Genomic DNA, 18,951 nt, shown 5'->3' on the forward strand with positions numbered 1-18,951 from the left:
GCCTCCTTAAGATTTCTGGAACATGGCAAGCATGCGCCGTGTTACGAGGAAACCGCCGAAGATGTTGATCCCGGCCATAAAGACCGACAGCGCCGCCAGCAGGATCACCAGGAACGAGCTGGATCCGATCTGCATCAAAGCCCCAAGGATAATGATCGACGAAATGGCGTTGGTGACGGCCATAAGCGGTGTGTGCAGCGAATGCGCAACGCCCCAGATCACCTGGAAGCCAACAAAACAGGCCAGAACAAACACAATAAAGTGCTGCATAAAGCTGGCCGGGGCCACTAGACCCACGAGTAGTATCAAACCACCGGCAACCGCCAACAGGGTGACCTGCTGTTTGGTCTGGGCTTTGAATGCGGCAACTTCGGCTTCGCGCTTTTCTTCCGGGGTCAGTTCCTTGACCTCGGGTTTCTTCTGCGCGGCAATCGCGGCCACTTTGGGCGGCGGCGGTGGGAATGTGATTTCACCCTGGTGCGTCACGGTCGCGCCACGGATCACGTCGTCTTCCATGTTGTGATTGATCTGACCGTCTTTTTCAGGGGTCAGGTCAGTCATCATGTGACGGATGTTGGTCGAATAAAGCGTCGAGGCCTGCGAAGCCATCCGGCTGGGGAAATCGGTGTAGCCGATGATGGTCACGCCATTGTCGGTCACGATTTTCTCGTCCATGACGGTCAGCTTACAGTTGCCGCCCTTTTCAGCCGCAAGGTCAACGATGACCGAACCCGGCTTCATCGCGGCGACCATGTCTGCGGTCCACAACTCGGGGGCTTCGCGGTTGGGGATCAGCGCCGTGGTGATGACGATGTCAACCTCAGGGGCCAGTTCACGGAACTTCGCCAGCTGCGCCTCGCGGAATTCCGGCGAAGAGACAGACGCGTAACCACCGGTGGCGGCGCCGTCCTGCTGCTCTTCTTCGAAATCCAGGTAGACGAATTCGGCGCCCATGGATTCGACCTGTTCGGCCACTTCGGGTCGCACGTCGAACGCCAGGGTGATGGCACCCAGCGAGGTCGAGGTCCCGATGGCGGCCAAACCGGCAACACCCGCGCCCACAACCAGAACCTTTGCCGGGGGCACTTTGCCCGCAGCAGTGATCTGACCGGTGAAGAAACGGCCAAAGTTGTTGCCCGCCTCGATCACGGCACGGTAGCCTGCGATGTTGGCCATCGAAGACAAAGCGTCCATCTTCTGCGCGCGCGAGATGCGCGGCACCATTTCCATGGCGATGACGTTTGCGCCCTTGGACTTGGCCAGCGCCATTCCGTCTTCGTTCCCTGCCGGGTTGAAGAACGAGATCAGCGTCTTGTCGCCATTCAGGCGCTTCAGCTCTGTCTCGTTGGGCTGGCGCACCTTGGCGATGATGTCGACGTCTTTCCACAAGGCAGCGGCGGTCTTGATGACTTCGACGCCTGCCTCTACGTACGTCGCATCAGAAAAGCCGGCAGCAAGACCTGCCCCGCTTTCAATCGCGCAATCATAGCCAAGTTTCTGCAACTGCAGCGCAGACGCAGGGGTCATCGCGACACGCGCTTCCCCGTCAAATATTTCCTTTGGTGTGCCTATTTTCACCCGTCAGGTCCCCCTATTTCGCCCGGAAACGGACGCGGTTTGGTTCGGTTCGCAAAGCCATGCCATAAATTGCGCAACATTATTTCGCAAGTGCAGCATAATGAACGTTAGGTCCAGTGTCACAAAACTCCTACACCCAACGGCGCGTTTTGCCTTGATAACGGGCAAAATCCGCGCGAAACGTCCGTCTAAGTCGGTTTTCTTCTGGGATGACAAAGCGTCGCTCTAGCAGCCAGACAAAGATCGGAACAAGTGGTAGCGCCAACACCGCGTCAAACCGCAGAATCAACCCCGCCAGGATCAGCACGTCACCCAGATAGATCGGGTTTCGGCTGCGTTTATAGATGCCGGTTTGAACAAGGGATTGCGCGGTCTCATGTGGCCAGAGCGTGGTCTGCTGCCTTCGCAACTCGCTCACGGCCAACACCATCAGCAACAGCCCCGCGCCGATCAATAACCCGCTAAGTAGGTCTGTTATCGACCCCTCCAGCGAAAGCCCCATGGGCCGGTATTGCGCCTGCATCCAAGCCAAGGCGGCAAACCCCAGCAACCAGAGCGGCGGCAGGTCGATCTTCTGTAAAGTCATGCGCGTCGTTCCATGGGTGAAACGCACCTCTCGATCAGGTTGCCAGTCCCCTATTGCATGAGTGGGGGATTTGTACAGGTATTCAGTCCAATTGCGACAATATGGACGTCGTTTTTAGCGCGCCGGCAGCGCCCCGATACCACGTTGTGACGGAACGGCGCGACTTGTCACATCGCACTTCAAAGGTAGGGTTACTGTAGGAAATTGGAGGACTGAATATGAGCTTGCAGGGAAAACACGCACTGGTCACCGGCGGCGGCACCGGGATCGGCCTGGCCATTGCGCGCGCTTTGGCCGATGAGGGGGCCCATGTGACCATCACGGGACGTCGCCAAGAAGTACTGGAAGAAGTCGCGATCGGCAACATGACCGCCATGGCCATGGATGTCCGGGATGAAGCGGATGTGACCGCCAAGATCGCCGCCGCCGTTGCCAAGAACGGCCCGATCCAAATCTCGGTTCCAAATGCAGGTATTGCCGAGGGCAAGATGCTGCAAAAGACCGACATGGAATTTTGGCGCAACATCATGGCTACCAATCTGGATGGCGCATTTCTGACCATCCGCGAAAGCCTGCGCTCGATGCTAAAAACCGACTGGGGCCGCGTGATCCCCGTGGCCTCGATTGCTGGGCTACGTGGCGCACCAGGGGCTGGTGCCTATGCGGCATCCAAACACGGGCTGGTGGGTCTTATGCGCACCTACTCTGAGGAGTTCATGGGCACCGCTTACACCTTCAACGCGCTCTGCCCCGGTTATGTGGACACCCCCATCGTGGACCGCAACACCGTTTCGATCGCGGAACGCTCAGGGGTGAGCAAGGAGGATGCGCTCAAGATGATGGTCAGTTCCAACCGCCACAAACGCCTGATTGCGCCCGAAGAGGTCGCCGCCGCAGCGCTGTGGTTGGTTCGCCCCGGATCAGAAAGCATGAACGGACAATGCATCGAAATCTCGGGTGGAAAAATCTGATAGGCTGCGACAACAGGCCTGTGGAGTTTCAACGCCCTACCCTCTCAACTGAAGCGTGAAGAATATCAGAAAGAGGACGCAGGTTTGCCCAAGGCGATTGTTCTAGGCGGCTATGGTTTGATCGGGTCGGCCTGCATGCGCGCGTTGGCGCGGTCAGGTTTTGACGTCATCGGGGTCGGTCGGTCGCGCAAGGTCGCCGAAACCGTTGATGCTAAGGCCCGGTGGATCATACAAGATATCACGACGATTTCGACCTTGGGCTGGCACGACATTCTGACCGATGTGGATGTCGTGGTGAATGCATCCGGTGCGCTTCAAGATGGGTTGGTGGATGATCTAGAGGCCATCCACGTCACGGCCGTCTCTCAACTGGCCCAAGCGGCTACGAACTTGCCTGTGCGGGTCATCCAAATCTCGGCAGCTGGTGTGTCCGAACACGCATCCACCGCTTTCTTTCGCAGCAAAGCGCGCGGTGATGCCGCCCTTATGGAAACCATGCAAAACTGGGTTATTCTACACCCGACACTGCTTTTGGCCCCGCAGGCCTATGGCGGCACCGCTTTGTTGCGCGCAGCCTCGGCAATTCCCCTCATTCACCCGATTGTCCTGCCCGAAGCACAAATCCAGACCGTTTACATAGACGATGTAACTGCTGCCGTTGTGTCTGCGGCACAGGGAGACATTTCTTCTGGAACCATCGCGGATCTGACCGAGACTGAGGCCCGCAGCCTGCCCGAACTGATCGCACGGATACGGGTCTGGCAAGGTTGGCCACACCCTCGCATCACAATACGCCTGCCGGGGGGGTGTATCTCGGCTTTGGGGCGGATCGCCGACGGGCTGGGACATCTCGGCTGGCGCTCTCCACTCAGAACCACTGCCTTGCAGGTTCTATCCGACGGCGTGCGTGGCGATCCGCAAACATGGGAGAACGCAGGTGGACAACCCTGCCGCACGCTAGAAGACGCACTCCAAAACCTGCCATCAACACGGCAAGAGCGCCTGTTTGCACGGGCATTTCTTGCCCTGCCAGTCGCTATCGGCGTATTGGCACTATTCTGGCTGCTGTCCGGGATCGTCGCGCTTATGGATCCGCAACGGGCAATGACGGTGCTGGCGGATCGAGCCGCGCCTCAGTGGCTGATCGCCACAAGTGTCATCGGAGGTGCCACTGCAGATATCTTTCTTGGCTTGGCCATCCTCTACCGCCCCTGGACCCGACATGCCGCTTTGGGAATGATTGCGCTTTCAACCGCATATCTTCTTGGTGGCGTGATACTAGCCCCTGATCTTTGGGCCGATCCGCTTGGGCCAATGATCAAAGTCTTCCCTGGTATGACCCTGGCCGCAATGGTTTGGCTGATGGTAGAGGACAGATGAGCTACGAGGTGCTCTTGTTTCTGCACGTGATCGGCGCAACGGTTCTACTGGGCACCGGCGCGGGTATTGCGTTCTTTATGGTCGTATCGAATCACAGCAAAGATCCGCGTTTGATCGCCCATGTGGCCGGCATCGTTGTTCTGGCTGATACGCTGTTCACTGCAACCGCCGCTGTGTTTCAGCCTGTCACCGGGTACTTTTTGGCCAAAGACGCCGGATGGCCGCTGTCCGAGGGATGGGTCGCCCTATCGCTTGCGCTCTATGTGATTGTTGGCGCCTTTTGGCTTCCTGTGGTGTGGATACAGATCAAATTGCGCAGCCTTGCGACCACCGCGCGCGACACTGGACAAAAGTTACCGCCCGCATATCACCGCCTCTATCGCATCTGGTTCGCCTGCGGTTTCCCGGCATTTGCCGCCGTGCTGACGATCGTCTGGTTGATGTTGACCAAACCAACGTTCTAAGTACGAATTCCGAACACGCGAGGGGCCTCGTCGTTGCGACAAGGCCCCGGCTTAATGAATTTCAACTCAACCTCAATGCCCGGCGTTGCGCTTGGCGTTGATTACCGTCTGCTCCAGCGGGTTGTACCCTTCGGGCACCGGAACCAGGTTCACCTCTTTGGCGTAAGCGTCAAAGAATGAACGCATTTCGGCAACCCGGTCCGGCATTTCACCTGCCAGGTCGTGCAGCTCGGACAGGTCCGTTTCGATGTCGTACAGCTCCCACTCTCCGGTACCTTTTGGATCAAGGTTCTGCATCAGCTTGAACCGCCCCTGGAACACGGCGGAAGATCCAGCCAATTCGTAGCCCACCGGGTTGTCTTCACCGCGAACGGTGTCGGCCTCCCCCTTGAACACTGGCAACATGCTGAAGCCATCAGGCGCATAGATCTCGCGGCCGTCGTACGTGCCACACGGCGTTTTCACACCGGCGACTTCCAGCAAAGTCGGCAGAATATCACGGACGTAGGCGAACTTGTCGATCTGTGCGCCCGGTGCAACCACGCCCGGAAAACGGACAATCAATGGAACCCGCAGCCCGCCCTCGGTCGAGAAGGTTTTGAAATAACTGCCCGGCACGGCCGCAGCCGCCGCCCAGCCGGGGCCATAATCGGCATAGACGCCCTTTTGCCCCATGTCGGAAAAGTCGCCTTCGAAATCTTCGATATAGACCTTGTCATAATTGGCCTTGTACCAGTCCCGATAGGCCTCGGACAGCGGTAGCTGGTTGGGATCGGGACCGTTGTCGGCCATGAAGATCACGATGGTGTTGTCGGTAATGCCCTTATCCTCAAGGTGTTGCAACAAGCGGCCAATGTTGACATCCATATTGTCGAGCATACCGGCATAGGTCTGCATCCGCCGCGCATTGAACGCCTGTTCTTCTTCGTTCAGGGCCTCCCAATCGGGCATGCGCCAGGGTTCATAGGTGGTTTTGGCGAACTCGGGGTCCAGCTCCACGTTCGCCGAAATCAGACCCAGTTCTTTTTGCTTTTCTAAACGCGAAACGCGCAGCGCCTCGAACCCATCGTCATAAACACCGTCGTATTTGTCGATGAATGATTTGGGTGCCTGATGCGGGTAGTGCACCGCCTGATAGCCGACCCAGGCCAAAAACGGCTTGCCGTCATCCAAATTGCTGTCGATGTAGTCGATCATCGTTTGCGTATAGAAATCAGACGAGAAATAATCGTCGCTCGGCAGGCTGACCAATTGGTCGTCCTCGGAATAGTGCACCCGGTCATAAACGGCGCATAGGGCTGTTCGACCCAGTTGTCTGCCCCGCTTTCGCTCAGCATAAACGACTTTTCGAACCCACGGTCATAGGCGATGGTACCGGGCTCGTGCCCTAGATGCCATTTGCCGGTCATATAGGTGTGATAGCCTGCGTCGCGCAGCAGGCGCGGCAGGGCAACGACCTTGTCGTTCAGATGGCCCTCGTACCCCGGCTTGCCGAACTGGTTGCCGGCTTGAATTTCAAGCATGTTGCCAAGCCCGGCCAGATGGTTATCGACACTGCTGGTCAGCATCGTGCGCGCTGGAGAACAGGATGCACCGACGTGGAAATTGGTAAACAGCATGCCCTGATCAGCCAACTGGTCAATCGAAGGGGTTTCAATTTCGCTGCCAAAGGCGCCAACATCGGAAAACCCCATGCCATCAGCAATGAAAATTAGTATGTTCGGACGCTCGGTCTCGGCCATGACCTGATGTGCTGCGACGGTCATCGCCACACCACTCAGCGCTGAAATAAGTGATTTAAATCGGACCATTTAGGTCTCTGTACTCATGTCGTCCGGACGATCTGCCGCGGATTGACACCTTGTGACAAAATACTCAAGGTCCGGCCACAATTCGAACCACTCGTTTCAAGTGTTGGTACGCGCGTTCCGCTTTCTGCGATGAGGGTTAAAAGTGATTGACGTAAAGGTTTCGACGGCCGGGCTGGCCCTGTCAAAATACGGCAACTACTGCGCTGCGGCCGAGGCCATGGGCACCTCTCCGGCCAGTTTTTCGCGCTATATCAGCCAAGCTGAAAGTTTCGCTGGTCACACCCTATTCGAGCGCGGCGCGAACGATGCCCCGCCAACCCCGGCACGGCGTGATTTCCTACAGTTGCTGAGTCGGATGAACAGCGCAGCAACCCAATTCGAGGCTGGCGTGTCCCGCCTGCGCTCCAAGGGGCCGGAAACGCTCAAGATCGGTTGCGGGCCGCTCACCACGCGTACGATCATCGCGCCGATTTTGACCGACATGTTGGCGCAGACCCCTGACCTGCACGCCCTGATCAACGTGCGCGCCACCAAGGAACCACTTGAGGCGCTGCGCATGGGCGCGCTGGATGTGGCGGTGTGTGATCTGACCCATACCCCGGACCTGAGCGATCTGGACATTCTGGCGCTGCGCAAGGAACCGGTGTCGTTTTGGGCTCGACCAGGCCATCGCTTGCATGAGGCGCGTGCGGTTTCAGTTGCAGATGTCTTTCGCGGGCCATTCATAACCGCGCATCTGCATCGTCACTGGCGTACGGCAATTGCCGGGGTGCTGGGCGGCGACCCCGAAGCTTGGCAGATCGTCGCCCAACTGCCAAAAATCGAATGCGACGACTTTGCGCTTGTGGCCGAATTGGCCTGCCGCACCGATCTGGTGGCGGCCGGCTTGCACGAGGATTTCGCGCTACACGCCAAGCTTGGTCATCTGCAAGAGATCAAGACCGTTGAAACGATGACCTGGAACATTTGCACGGCCCGTCGCAAAACCGTGGGTTTTCCAGCCCTTGACGGGTTTTGGTCTCACTTGGCTAACGATTTTGGCGCGACGAAAAGCGCGTAAGTTTGGCCCACTGGGGAGTGGATATCCAAAAAAGCGCAACCCAATTCAGAACAGTGAATATCAACCATCAAAGCATTGAAATAAATAAATAAATTATAAAATCTCTCTCAAATGCAGTTCCGGGTGCACTTGCAAATCCTAAGATAGTTCACACAAAAGCTAGACAGGTGCAGGGGTTCTAAGATACCCACGACCCAAGATACTTCAAGCTTAAAATACATGTGAGAGGCCATCATGACCGACTTCGCTGCAACCAAGGCCATGTTCGCACTGCCCGAGGGCATGATCTATTTGGACGGCAACTCGCTGGGGCCCCTGCCCAAAGCCGCAGGCGCACGCGTTCATGATATGATGACCCAGGAATGGGGTAAGCTGCTGATCACCGGTTGGAACAAGGCCGGCTGGATGGCCAAACCCACCGATCTGGGCGATCGTGTTGGCAAGCTGATCGGGGCGGAACCCGGCAGCGTGGTGATGGGCGACACCCTGTCGATCAAGGTCTATCAGGCGGTCGCCTCGGCGCTGGAGCTGAACCCGACCCGCAAAGTTGTGCTGTCGGACAACGGCAACTTTCCAACCGATCTCTACATGGCCGACGGCCTGCTGCGTTCGCTAGGCGACGATTATGAGCTGCGCGTGGTCGACCCCGAGGCCGTGGCCAACCACCTGACCGACGATGTGGCCGTGATGATGATCACTGAAGTTGACTATCGCACGGGGCGCAAACACGACATGAAGGCGCTGACCGAACTAGCCCATGCCAACGGTATCGTCACGGTCTGGGATCTGGCCCATACAGCCGGGGCTTTGCCGGTGGACCTGGCTGGCTGTAAGGCGGACTTTGCGGTGGGCTGCACCTATAAATACCTCAACGGCGGTCCAGGTGCGCCCGCCTTCATCTACGTCGCGCCGCGCCTCGCAGATCAGGTGCGCCCGGCACTGTCAGGTTGGCTGGGGCATGAAGCACCGTTTGCCTTTGATCTGGACTATCGCCCTGGTTCCGGCATCGAACGCATGCGGGTGGGCACACCCCCAGTCATTCAAATGACCGCGCTGGAGACGGCGATGGACGTTTGGGACATGGCCGACATCCACGAGGTGCGCGCCAAGTCCATTGAGCTGACAGAGCTGTTCATCGCCGAGGTCGAAGCCGCCTGCCCGATGCTGAGGCTGGCCAGCCCGCGCGATGCGGAAATCCGGGGCAGCCAGGTCTCGTTCAGCTTTGAGGACGGCTATGCCGCTATGCAGGCGATCATTGCGCGCGGCGTGATCGGCGATTTCCGCGCCCCTGATATCATGCGGTTCGGTTTCACGCCGCTCTATATTGACGAAGGCGATGTGCGCGCCGCGGTGGCTATCATCGCAGATGTCATGAGCAACAAACTGTGGGACCGCCCCGAGTATAAGGTCCGAAACAAGGTTACTTGACGGACAAACCCGCGCCTGAGATCGCCGCCAATAGGTGCACGCGGGTCGAATAAACTTCAAAATCAGGAGCGTGACTCTTCACGCCCTTGAGCGCTGTGGTCAGTGTCGCCGCAATCTCGGGCGCCTCGCCAGACAGATGCACACGCCCTTTCGCAACCTCGCGCGTCATCCAATCCGCATAGAGCTTTTGCAGCGCGCCTTCCCCAACGTCCACGATATCAGACGCCATGCTGGAACTCGCATCAAGCAGTTCCATTCCATGTGGCGACGCCAAAAGAGCCGCGATACCCTCGCCCTGCTTCATCATCGCCGCAGTCAGAAGTTCGGTGACCGAACCCGGTGCATTCAAGGCCTCTGATACAGCAGTCGTGGCCTTGTCATAGTGATGCTGAACAAGACTGCGGCAGATGTCTTCTTTGTTGCGATAATGCTGATATAGCGCCGGGCGTGACATGCCCGCCCCACGCGCGATGTCATCCATCGACGTCTTGCGGAACCCATAGGTCGCAAAGGCCTGAAACGCCGACCCTAGGATCGCCTGCTGCTTCGGATCACTGCTGATGTCTTTCATAATATCAGCTCTGACAGTTTCTGTAAAATATGTCAATTGACACAATGACACTTTGCGCTAATTATGTCAGCAATCCTAGCTGAAGCGGAGAAAAGCGCGCCATGGCCACCACACTCACCATCAACGGCAAGACCCACCAGGTCGATCTGCCTGACGACGTGCCCCTGCTGTGGGTGTTGCGTGACGAGGTCGGTTTGACCGGAACCAAGTTCGGCTGCGGCGTGGCCGCCTGCGGAGCCTGCACTGTGCATATCAATGGTGAGGCGGTGCGCAGCTGTCAAACCCCACTGTCGGATGTGGATGGCCCCGTCACCACGATTGAAGGTGTCGGGACCCCCGAAAGCCTGGCCACCATTCAACAAGCCTGGATCGAAAATCAGGTGGCACAATGTGGGTATTGCCAGTCCGGTCAGATCATGCAGGCCGCATCGCTGCTGGCCGAGAACTCCGCGCCCACAGATGCCGACATTGACGATGCGATGCAGGGCAACCTGTGCCGTTGCGGCACCTATCCCCGCATCCGTGCCGCCATTCACGACGCCGCCACCAAGTTAAAGGAGGCCTGATCCATGGGCATCGGAAAAATTCTGCGCCGTACATTCTTGATCGGCTCTGCCGCCATTGTTGGTGGTGTCGCCTTTGGTGCCTATTATGTCACCCGTCCCGCTGCAAACCCGCTAAAGCCGCGCGACGGCGAAGCTGCGCTCAACCCGTTTGTCATGATCGACCAGAATGGCGTGACACTTTTTGCACCACGCGCGGAGATGGGCCAGGGCGTCAAAACCTCGTGGGCGGCACTGATCGCCGAAGAGCTCGATGTCGATCTGGAACAGGTCAATGTTCTGCACGGACCTGCAGCAGCGGCCTATTACAACTCGGCCTTCCTTTCCGATGGCTTGCCCGGCAAAGGCTATGACAAGAGCGAGTTCCAGCACAATCTGGGCGAGGCTCTGGGTGTCATTGGCAAATCCCTGTCACTGCATGGCACCGGCGGCTCGACCTCAATGAAGGACGGTTTTATCCGTATGCGTGAGGCAGGCGCCAGTGCGCGCGAGACGATCAAACAAGCCGCTGCCGAGCGTCTGGGCGTGGATCGAAGCCAGCTAAAAACCGAAGCTGGCCACGTAATCGCGCCAGATGGCACCACGATCCCTTACGCCGAGCTGGCTGAGGCGACTGCGACGCTTGATCCGGTTGAAGCTGAACTGCGTGACCCATCTGAGTGGCGTTATCTGGGACGCAGCCAGCCGCGGCTGGACATGGTGGGCAAATCCACCGGCACGGCCGAATTCGCCATTGACGTGCGCTTGCCGGGAATGAAATTCGCCACTGTGCGCCGCAATCCCAAGCTGGGTGGCGGGATGAAATCATTTGATGACAGCGGTGCGAAATCCATGCCCGGCGTCGAAAAGATCGTTGACATCGGGGACGGCATTGCCGTGATCGGCACCAACACATGGTTGGTCATTCAAGCCGCCGAAGCGGTCGAGATCAAATGGGAAGACGCCCCCTATCCACCAACGACGGACGCGATTTTCGCCAAGATCGCCAAGGCCTTTGACGGATCGCCAAATTCGACCATGCGCGATGATGGCGACGTCGAAGCGGCAATTGAGGGTGCCACTGAAATCACTGCAGATTACACCGCCCCCTATCTGGCGCATTCGACGATGGAGCCGATGACGGCTGCGGCACAGCTGGGCAGCAACGGGCTGCAGGTCTGGACGGGTACGCAGATGCCGCTCTTTGCTCAGATGCGCGCTGCAAGCGTAGCCGGCCTGGAAAGCGAACAGGTCGAGATCAACACTACCTACCTGGGCGGAGGCTTTGGTCGCCGGTTGGAGCTGGATTTCGTCGAAGTGGCTGTCAAGGTGGCCATGGCGGTGCCTGGTACTCCGGTCCTGACCACTTGGTCGCGCGAAGAGGATATGCGCCACGACTATTTCCGCCCCGGTGCAATGGCACGCCTGCGCGGTGCAGTCAAAGGCGGCAAAGCAGTCCTGATCGACGGTCATGTTGCCGCGCAATCGCCAGTGCAGCAGGCCGTGGAGCGGATCACCGGCATGGCCGGTGGCGGTCCTGACAAGGTTCTGGTCGAAGGCTTTTTCAACCAACCTTATGCGATACCCAACTATCGTATGAGCGGCTATGTCGCTGACGTAAAGTTGCCAGTGGGCTTCTGGCGCTCGGTCGGCAACAGCTACAATGGCTTCTTCCACGAGACGTTTATGGATGAACTCGCCCATGCTGCAGGTCGCGACCCTCTGGCGTTTCGGCTGGAACACGCCCGCGACGAATGGGATGTCGCCGCCCGCTGTCTGGAAAAAGTACGTGACATGTCCGGCTGGACCGGCAAGACACCTGACGGTGTTGGACGCGGTGTTGCGATGACATACAGCTTTGGCACACCAGTGGCGCAAGTGATCGAAGTGGTGGACGAAAACGGCACCATCCGTATCAACAAGGCCTGGATCGCCTGCGACATGGGGTTGGCCATCGACCCGCATGTGGTCAAGGCGCAGATGTTTGGTGGCATGATGTATGGCCTGTCGGCAGCGTGTTTCGGTGAGATCACCTTTGACGGGGGCGAAGTGGAGCAGTGGAACTTCCCCGATTACGATGCCCTGCGGATGCACACAGCGCCGCAGGTCGAGGTCGAGGTGCTGGAAACCAACCGCTTTATGGGCGGCGCAGGTGAGCCAGGAACACCGCCGTCGATGCCAGCCCTCGGCAATGCGCTTTTTGACCTAACGGGGAATCGCGCGCGCACCCTGCCGCTAAGCCACACCTTTGATCTGCTGATCTGAGGCCCGCAAAGTGCAGACGGCAGCGCCCTTCAAAGACGGGCGCGCTCCCGCACCCGAACGACCCTGGCTTCGCCAGCACCGCTTACGGTTTTGGGCGTAGCGCCGCGCTTTGCGCGGCGCGGGCCCGCCTTTGGCCGCTGTTTCGCTCAACCAACACCGCCAGAGAAGCCGTGAAGCACGGCTTTCTCAATCAAGCACCGACAGCCGAGCGCAGCGAGGCCCGGCCCAACGGGAGGAGGTGTTTCGCAGGAAACATCGACGACGGGCGGGAGCGCCCCCGTTCTTTTGCCTCCGGGGCAAAACCAAGGTCCGACCGTCCACGATTTGGAAACAATTGTGGCAAAATTTCGGAAAATCTCCCTGATTTCGTCAGAATGCCACCCTTCTTTCGCCTCCCCCCCCCTCTATCCCCTTCAATGGGACGGAAGGACTATCGAGAACATCCAAGAAGGCCCGTTTTGCAGAATTTCGCGGGCGCTCCCTGATTTGGGCGCGCAAGCCAAGTTAGGACCAGTACGATGCCATTCGGTTACCTTGTTTCCTTGGGAGCGGACAACACGCTCAGCGCCAGTGACATCATCTCGGGCGCCTGGACCGAGTTCAACACCCAGACAGCGCTTGGCTCAGGACAATGGGTATTCACCGGCACTGATGGTGGCACGTCCTATACCAACGAACAGGAACCCGGAGAGTTCTTTGTTGCCGAAGATGGCAACGTCTACTTCGTTCCGGACTTGGGCGAGGTCGACACCCTGAATAGCGCATCGACCGTCACTGCACCAACCTACACACCGCCGTCCCCGTTTGATGTGCCGACAGGCCTCCCGGACAATGTCGTCGTTGGCACCACTGGCGACGATTCCATCGACGCGTCGTACACGGATGTATTCGGCAGCAGCCTGAATGATTCCGCTGACAATGCCGACCTCGTTCTGGGTTTCTCGGGTGATGACACCATGCGTGGGCTGTCCGGCGATGACTGGTTGCTGGGTGGTGCCGGGGACGACATCCTACGTGGCAATCAGGGCGACGACATTCTTTATGGCGACCGCTCAATCGAAGCGCTGAACTGGGACGCCCAAGCCGCGGATGAGACCGACGTCTCTGGCGGGTTTACCCAGAACACTGGCGACATCGACGTCGCCGTAAGCTTCAGCAATGATGGCAACAACGCGCCAACGTATTCAATCGAAAGCTCTGACGCGCTCTATGTCGGAACCGACGAACCCTTTGACACCCAGTCATCCCTGCATCTGTTCGGCAATGGGGATGGGGCAACCTCGACCACGACACTGACCTTTTCTGCCTCTGCCGGGTCGGATGTTCAGGACGAGGTCGAAAACGTTTCTTTTCGTATCAACGACGTCGATTTTGCTTCGGGAAACCATCGGGACGTCATCACCATCAACGCAGTGGATGCTGACGGAAATGCGGTGACAGTGACGATCACTGCGGACACGACAGCCGCCGATCCAGACACTGTATCGGGGAATACTGTCACTGCTGGTGATTCAGGTGAATCCCAAGCAGATCAGACCGGATCTGTTCTGGTCGAAATCGCCGGTCCGGTCTCCGAGATCGAGATCATCTATGAAAATGCCCTTTCGGGCACGCAGGCGATCTGGGTCAGCGACGTCTTTTTCGAAACTGTCGCTCTGACCGGGGGCAACGACACCCTGAATGGCGGCAGCGGCGACGACACGCTGTTTGGCGAGGACGGTGATGACGTTCTGAACGGCGGTCGCGGTGCGGATGCAGCTGACGGCGGCGCCGGAGACGACACGTTCAACACCGCCCAAGGCGACACGGTTCAGGGCAACGAGGGCGACGACACCTTTGTGCTGACCGATTTGGGTGAAGCGGGCAGTGCCAACATCCAGATCGACGGCGGAGAAGGTGACGAAACCGATGGGGACCTGCTGGACCTCAACGGGCTGGCCGTGGATGGAACCCTCAACTTCACGTCGACCACACCCGGCGATTTGGCTGGCACGGTCGAGATGACCGACGGCTCAATCGTCACATTCTCGAACATCGAACGCATCATCTGCTTCACTCCCGGCACTTTGATCACCACTGTCCGTGGCCCACGCCTGATCGAGGATTTGCGCCCAGGCGATCTGATCGTGACTCGCGACAACGGCCTGCAACCGTTGCGTTGGATCGGTCAGAAAACGGTAAAAGCCTCCGGCGTAAATGCGCCCATCGAGCTACACCGATCCCTGCTACAAGGTGCAACCGCACCGCTTCTGGTGTCGCCGCAACATCGTATGCTTTGGACTGGGTCTCGTGCGCAAATGCTGTTTGGTGACAGCGAAGTTCTGGTTGCTGCGCAGCATCTGCTGGACAACCCCGGTGCGCGACGGGTCGAAGGCGGAAACGTGACCTACATGCACCTGATGCTGGACCAGCACGAAGTGATCTATGCCAACGGCGCCGCGACCGAGAGTTTCTTTCCCGGTGATACCGCGCTGAATGCCCTGACAGGTCAGAGCAGGGACGAGATGTTTTCGGTCTTCCCGGAATTGCGCAGCCGCCACGGCTCTTTTGGCGAAACCGCACGTCTTTGCCTGCGCGCGCATGAAGCGCGAGTTTTGGCCGCATAAACCTAAGCCGATTTCTGCAGAGCAGGTCCTTTGTCTTCGCGCGCCCAGGACCGCGCCGCATCCCCGAACGCCTGAAACAGTGGCCGCGACACCGGGTCGTTGGCCGCGTCCCACTCGGGATGCCATTGCACCGACAAGGTAAAACCTGGCGCGTCCTTGACATAAATCGCCTCGGGTGTGCCGTCAGGCGCATGACCATCTATAACGATCCGCGCACCAGGGCGATTAATTCCCTGCCCGTGCAGCGTATTGGTCATGACCTCTTGCGCCCCAAACAAGCGATGGAACGGGCCATTATCCGACATCTCGACCCTGTGGCGCAGGGCGAACTTCTCTTCCAGCGTGCCGTCCGGTGGCATCCGATGGTTCATGCGACCTGGCAGATCGCGAATTTCTGGGTAGAGCGTGCCGCCCATGGCCACGTTCACCTCTTGAAACCCGCGGCAGATGCCCAGAAACGGCTGACCGCGTTCGACACAGGCCCGCACCAGCGGCAGTACAATCGCATCGCGCGCCCGGTCAAAAGCACCATGTGCTTCGGTTTCGGGCTCGCCGTATTCTTCGGGATGCACATTAGGGCGGCCGCCAGTCAGCAAAAACCCGTCGCACGTCTCCAGCAGCTCGTCCACGGACAGGAACCGTGGGTCCGCCGGGATCAGCAAAGGAATACACCCGGCCACATTGGCCACCGCATCCGAATTCATCGTCCCGCCCGCATGGGTGGGATATTGATCATTCATCAGATATGAGTTGCCAATGATACCAACGACCGGTCGCGACATGGAATCTCCCTGGGCTGTGCGTCGAAGGTTAACCTAGCCACCCCATCAAATCTCTGCAACAGCGCACGACCTGCACCATGGCGCAGGTCGTTGTTCAGTGACGCACAAAGTGCAGATCAGATCTCGCCGATCAACCCAACCGCTTCGATTGCTGCAAGTGCAGCAACTGCATCATTGTCCGAGGTGTCGCCGGTGACGCCAACAGCGCCAATCACAGCGCCCTTCTTGTCGCGCACGAGCACACCGCCAGGCACTGGGATGACCTGACCGCCATAAACCCCGTTCACGGCCGCCATGAAATAAGCCTGCCCTTCGGCCCGCGCCATCTGCGCCGTGCCTGCCATGCCCAGCATCACCGCGCCATAGGCCTTGCCGTGCGCAATCGCAAACCGCCCCGGAGCAGCGCCATCTTCGCGCTCAAACGCCTGCACATGGCCACCTGCATCCAAAACCACAACCGACAGCGGTTTCAGCTCCATCTCGCGGCCTTTTTCCAACGCTTTGCGGATGATCGTCCGCGCCCGTCTTAATGAAATCGCCATTCCTGATCCCCTTCTTCTGGCTAAAAATATCCCGGGGAGCGCGAGGGGCTGGCCCCTCGCCCCCTATGCTTATGCGCCCAGGCTGGCTTTCAGCTCCAACCGACGCGCATGCAATACTGGCTCTGTGTAGCCCGAAGGTTGCAACCGCCCCTTAAATACCAGATCACAGGCCGCCTGAAAGGCAACCCCGTCAAATCCGGGCGCCATCGGGCGGTACGCTGGATCGCCTGCATTCTGGCCATCGACCACAGCGGCCATCTTCTGCATCGCGTCCATGACCTGACCTTCTTCAATCACCCCATGATGCAGCCAATTTGCCAGTGCCTGGCTGGAAATCCGGCAGGTGGCGCGGTCTTCCATCAGGCCCACATCATTGATGTCCGGCACTTTCGAGCAACCAACTCCGTGATCGACCCACCGCACCACGTAACCCAGGATACCTTGCGCGTTGTTCTCGATCTCGAGGGCGATTTCGTCGTCGCTCAGGTTGCGACCACCAAGCAGCGGTAAGGTCAGCAAATCGGCCAACGTACCGCGTGCGCCGCCCGCCGCGAGCTCATCCTGACGCGTCAGCACATCGACTTTGTGGTAATGCGTCGCGTGCAGGGTTGCGGCGGTCGGCGACGGAACCCATGCACATGTCGCCCCCGATTGCGGATGACCGATCTTGGCCTCCAACATCTCGCCCATGCGGTCGGGCATGGCCCACATGCCCTTGCCGATCTGCGCGCGCCCCTTCAGGCCACAGGCCAGCCCGATGTCCACGTTTCGATCCTCATAAGATGCGATCCAAGGCGTGTTCTTGATGTCGCCCTTGGGCAGCATCGGACCTGCCTCCATCGAAGTGTGGATTTCATCACCCGTGCGATCCAGGAAACCGGTGTTGATAAAGGCAACACGGCTCTTGGCCGCGCGAATGCATTCCTTGAGGTTCACGGACGTGCGGCGCTCTTCATCCATGATGCCCAGCTTTACAGTGTTGCGCGGCAGACCCAGGATGTCCTCGACCATGTCAAAGATCTCGACCGAGAATGCGACCTCTTCGGGTCCGTGCATCTTGGGTTTCACCACATAGACCGACCCGTGGACCGAGTTGCCCCCCTCGCGCGCCAGATCATGCATCGCGATCATGGTGGTGCAAAGCGCGTCTAACAGCCCCTCGCCCACTTCATTGCCGTTGGCGTCCAAAACGGCGGGATTGGTCATCAGATGGCCGACATTGCGCACCAACATCAGCGACCGGCCCTTGATCAGACCCATGCTGCCATCCGCAGCGGTATAGCTCAGGTCATCAGCCAGGGTGCGGGTAAAGGTGGTCCCGCCCTTGGTCACCTCCTCGGCCAGATCGCCCCGCATCAAGCCCAGCCAGTTGCCGTAAGCCATTGCTTTGTCTTCGGCATCAACGGCAGCCACCGAATCTTCGCAATCCATGATGGTCGACAGCGCCGATTCCAGGCGCACGTCCGCAATGCCCGCCGGATCGCTGGACCCAATAGTCGAAGTTGCGTCGATAATTATCTGAATATGCAGGCCGTTGTTCTTGAGCAAAACGAAGTCCGGTTTATCCGCCGCTCCGCCGTACCCCACAAAAGCGTGCGCATCGGCCAACGCCGGGGTCAGCGCACCATTCTTAACGCTCACACCGTCAACATCGCTCCACGATCCGCTGGCCAATGGCACCGCGTCGTCCAGAAACTTTTTGGCCCAAGCGATCACACGCGCACCACGGGCGGTGTCAAACCCGCCGCGTGAAGGCAGATCGCCCATAGCGTCCGTGCCATAAAGCGCGTCATAAAGACTGCCCCAACGGGCGTTAGCCGCATTCAGGGCAAAGCGGGCGTTGGTGATTGGCACCACCAGCTGCGGTCCCGGTAGGGTCGCGATCTCGGGATCGACGTTGGCGGTGTCGATGGAAAACGCATCGCCCTCTTCCACCAGATAGCCAATCTCACGCAGGAACGCTTCGTAAGCAGCGGCGTCCGCATCGCGGTTGGCTTGATGCCAGGCGTCTACGCGGCTCTGAAACTCGGCGCGTTTGTCCAGCAAGGCACGGTTCTTCGGGCCTAATTCGGCCATCATGCGCGCCAGACCAGCCCAGAAGTCGCTCGCCGCAACGCCTGTTCCCGGCAAAGCCTGCCCTTCGACAAAGGCGACGAACTCGGGCGCGACCTGCAACCCGGCCCGGTTTTCTCTGACACTCATTGCGCTCTCCCTCTGGCGGCCCGTGTACAAATGTATGCAGTCCCAGATAGATCGAAAGTTTCCGATAGGCAACTTTTGTCGCGGCGTCGAAACTGTGCTGTTTCAACGAATGCTGTTTCAAATGGCACCGAACAATCACCTGCCCAAAATCGCAACCACTTGT

At 58.7% G+C, this 18,951-nt stretch carries 16 protein-coding genes; 8 read left to right on the forward strand and 8 right to left on the reverse strand.

Translation table 11 applies throughout. The features are described from left to right. Window positions 1–6: 6 nt before the first annotated feature. Window positions 7–1,578: a Re/Si-specific NAD(P)(+) transhydrogenase subunit alpha gene (locus tag G6R15_RS00840; protein WP_164657892.1), complete on the reverse strand. Its 1,572-nt coding sequence runs from the start codon at window positions 1,576–1,578 to the stop codon at window positions 7–9. 130 nt (window positions 1,579–1,708) lie between these two features. Next, window positions 1,709–2,164, reverse strand: a complete 456-nt coding sequence (locus G6R15_RS00845) for an isoprenylcysteine carboxylmethyltransferase family protein (protein ID WP_164657893.1) — start codon at window positions 2,162–2,164, stop codon at window positions 1,709–1,711. 218 nt (window positions 2,165–2,382) lie between these two features. Here G6R15_RS00845 and G6R15_RS00850 point away from each other — a divergent pair, with 218 nt between their 5' ends. The 3 genes from G6R15_RS00850 (at window position 2,383) to G6R15_RS00860 (ending at window position 4,979) form a co-directional block, all read left to right on the forward strand. Then, window positions 2,383–3,135, forward strand: a complete 753-nt coding sequence (locus G6R15_RS00850; protein ID WP_164657894.1) for an SDR family NAD(P)-dependent oxidoreductase — start codon at window positions 2,383–2,385, stop codon at window positions 3,133–3,135. Window positions 3,136–3,219: 84 nt separating this feature from the next. Beyond that, window positions 3,220–4,515, forward strand: coding sequence for an SDR family oxidoreductase (locus tag G6R15_RS00855; protein WP_164657895.1), 1,296 nt, complete (start codon window positions 3,220–3,222; stop codon window positions 4,513–4,515). Beyond that, the gene (locus G6R15_RS00860) at window positions 4,512–4,979 is read left to right on the forward strand and encodes a DUF2269 domain-containing protein (protein ID WP_164657896.1); all 468 of its coding nucleotides are present in this window, start codon (window positions 4,512–4,514) and stop codon (window positions 4,977–4,979) included. Before G6R15_RS00855 ends, G6R15_RS00860 begins: the two co-directional genes overlap by 4 nt. Before the next feature lie 72 nt (window positions 4,980–5,051). On the opposite strand, the gene G6R15_RS00865 is transcribed toward G6R15_RS00860, so the two are convergent. Next, window positions 5,052–6,254: a sulfatase-like hydrolase/transferase gene (locus G6R15_RS00865; protein ID WP_164657897.1), complete on the reverse strand. Its 1,203-nt coding sequence runs from the start codon at window positions 6,252–6,254 to the stop codon at window positions 5,052–5,054. Further along, window positions 6,173–6,790: a sulfatase-like hydrolase/transferase gene (locus tag G6R15_RS22970; protein ID WP_164657898.1), complete on the reverse strand. Its 618-nt coding sequence runs from the start codon at window positions 6,788–6,790 to the stop codon at window positions 6,173–6,175. The genes G6R15_RS00865 and G6R15_RS22970 overlap by 82 nt, the downstream gene beginning before the upstream one ends. A gap of 142 nt (window positions 6,791–6,932) precedes the next feature. Between G6R15_RS22970 and G6R15_RS00875 the strand changes: the two genes are divergently transcribed. Beyond that, window positions 6,933–7,850: a LysR family transcriptional regulator gene (locus tag G6R15_RS00875; RefSeq protein ID WP_164657899.1), complete on the forward strand. Its 918-nt coding sequence runs from the start codon at window positions 6,933–6,935 to the stop codon at window positions 7,848–7,850. Window positions 7,851–8,084: 234 nt separating this feature from the next. Beyond that, window positions 8,085–9,278: a kynureninase gene (gene kynU, locus G6R15_RS00880; RefSeq protein WP_164657900.1), complete on the forward strand. Its 1,194-nt coding sequence runs from the start codon at window positions 8,085–8,087 to the stop codon at window positions 9,276–9,278. Here the strand turns inward: kynU and G6R15_RS00885 are convergent. Then, on the reverse strand, window positions 9,271–9,849 hold the full coding sequence (locus G6R15_RS00885) for a TetR/AcrR family transcriptional regulator (protein WP_164657901.1): 579 nt from the start codon (window positions 9,847–9,849) through the stop codon (window positions 9,271–9,273). The genes kynU and G6R15_RS00885 overlap by 8 nt on opposite strands. A gap of 101 nt (window positions 9,850–9,950) precedes the next feature. Between G6R15_RS00885 and G6R15_RS00890 the strand changes: the two genes are divergently transcribed. The 3 genes from G6R15_RS00890 (at window position 9,951) to G6R15_RS23040 (ending at window position 15,262) form a co-directional block, all read left to right on the forward strand. Beyond that, on the forward strand, window positions 9,951–10,415 hold the full coding sequence (locus G6R15_RS00890; RefSeq protein ID WP_164657902.1) for a (2Fe-2S)-binding protein: 465 nt from the start codon (window positions 9,951–9,953) through the stop codon (window positions 10,413–10,415). A gap of 3 nt (window positions 10,416–10,418) precedes the next feature. Then, the gene (locus G6R15_RS00895; RefSeq protein WP_164657903.1) at window positions 10,419–12,656 is read left to right on the forward strand and encodes a xanthine dehydrogenase family protein molybdopterin-binding subunit; all 2,238 of its coding nucleotides are present in this window, start codon (window positions 10,419–10,421) and stop codon (window positions 12,654–12,656) included. A 518-nt stretch (window positions 12,657–13,174) separates the two neighbouring features. Beyond that, the gene (locus G6R15_RS23040; RefSeq protein ID WP_164657904.1) at window positions 13,175–15,262 is read left to right on the forward strand and encodes a Hint domain-containing protein; all 2,088 of its coding nucleotides are present in this window, start codon (window positions 13,175–13,177) and stop codon (window positions 15,260–15,262) included. 2 nt (window positions 15,263–15,264) lie between these two features. Here the strand turns inward: G6R15_RS23040 and G6R15_RS00905 are convergent, their stop codons facing one another. The 3 genes from G6R15_RS00905 to G6R15_RS00915 form a co-directional block, all read right to left on the reverse strand. Further along, window positions 15,265–16,044 (reverse strand): gamma-glutamyl-gamma-aminobutyrate hydrolase family protein, encoded by a 780-nt coding sequence (locus tag G6R15_RS00905; protein WP_164657905.1) that lies wholly within the window; start codon window positions 16,042–16,044, stop codon window positions 15,265–15,267. Between the two features lie 116 nt (window positions 16,045–16,160). Further along, complete coding sequence (locus G6R15_RS00910) at window positions 16,161–16,586, reverse strand: heme-binding protein (RefSeq protein ID WP_164657906.1); 426 nt, start codon at window positions 16,584–16,586, stop codon at window positions 16,161–16,163. A gap of 69 nt (window positions 16,587–16,655) precedes the next feature. Next, window positions 16,656–18,788, reverse strand: coding sequence for a malate synthase G (locus G6R15_RS00915; protein ID WP_164657907.1), 2,133 nt, complete (start codon window positions 18,786–18,788; stop codon window positions 16,656–16,658). Between the last annotated feature and the right edge of the window lie 163 nt (window positions 18,789–18,951).

The sequence above is a fragment of the Tropicibacter sp. Alg240-R139 genome, from assembly GCF_900537075.1.
Lineage (GTDB): Bacteria > Pseudomonadota > Alphaproteobacteria > Rhodobacterales > Rhodobacteraceae > Falsiruegeria.

What these genes read in the sequence shown, in the direction of transcription:
- G6R15_RS00845 (WP_164657893.1), bottom strand. Translation starts at nt 2,164, where the DNA reads ATGACTTTACAGAAGATCGACCTGCCGCCGCTCTGGTTGCTGGGGTTT.
- G6R15_RS00850 (WP_164657894.1), top strand. Translation starts at nt 2,383, where the DNA reads ATGAGCTTGCAGGGAAAACACGCACTGGTCACCGGCGGCGGCACCGGG.
- G6R15_RS00860 (WP_164657896.1), top strand. Translation starts at nt 4,512, where the DNA reads ATGAGCTACGAGGTGCTCTTGTTTCTGCACGTGATCGGCGCAACGGTT.
- G6R15_RS22970 (WP_164657898.1), bottom strand. Translation starts at nt 6,790, where the DNA reads ATGGTCCGATTTAAATCACTTATTTCAGCGCTGAGTGGTGTGGCGATG.
- kynU (WP_164657900.1), top strand. Translation starts at nt 8,085, where the DNA reads ATGACCGACTTCGCTGCAACCAAGGCCATGTTCGCACTGCCCGAGGGC.
- G6R15_RS00885 (WP_164657901.1), bottom strand. Translation starts at nt 9,849, where the DNA reads ATGAAAGACATCAGCAGTGATCCGAAGCAGCAGGCGATCCTAGGGTCG.
- G6R15_RS00890 (WP_164657902.1), top strand. Translation starts at nt 9,951, where the DNA reads ATGGCCACCACACTCACCATCAACGGCAAGACCCACCAGGTCGATCTG.
- G6R15_RS00895 (WP_164657903.1), top strand. Translation starts at nt 10,419, where the DNA reads ATGGGCATCGGAAAAATTCTGCGCCGTACATTCTTGATCGGCTCTGCC.
- G6R15_RS23040 (WP_164657904.1), top strand. Translation starts at nt 13,175, where the DNA reads ATGCCATTCGGTTACCTTGTTTCCTTGGGAGCGGACAACACGCTCAGC.
- G6R15_RS00905 (WP_164657905.1), bottom strand. Translation starts at nt 16,044, where the DNA reads ATGTCGCGACCGGTCGTTGGTATCATTGGCAACTCATATCTGATGAAT.
- G6R15_RS00910 (WP_164657906.1), bottom strand. Translation starts at nt 16,586, where the DNA reads ATGGCGATTTCATTAAGACGGGCGCGGACGATCATCCGCAAAGCGTTG.
- G6R15_RS00915 (WP_164657907.1), bottom strand. Translation starts at nt 18,788, where the DNA reads ATGAGTGTCAGAGAAAACCGGGCCGGGTTGCAGGTCGCGCCCGAGTTC.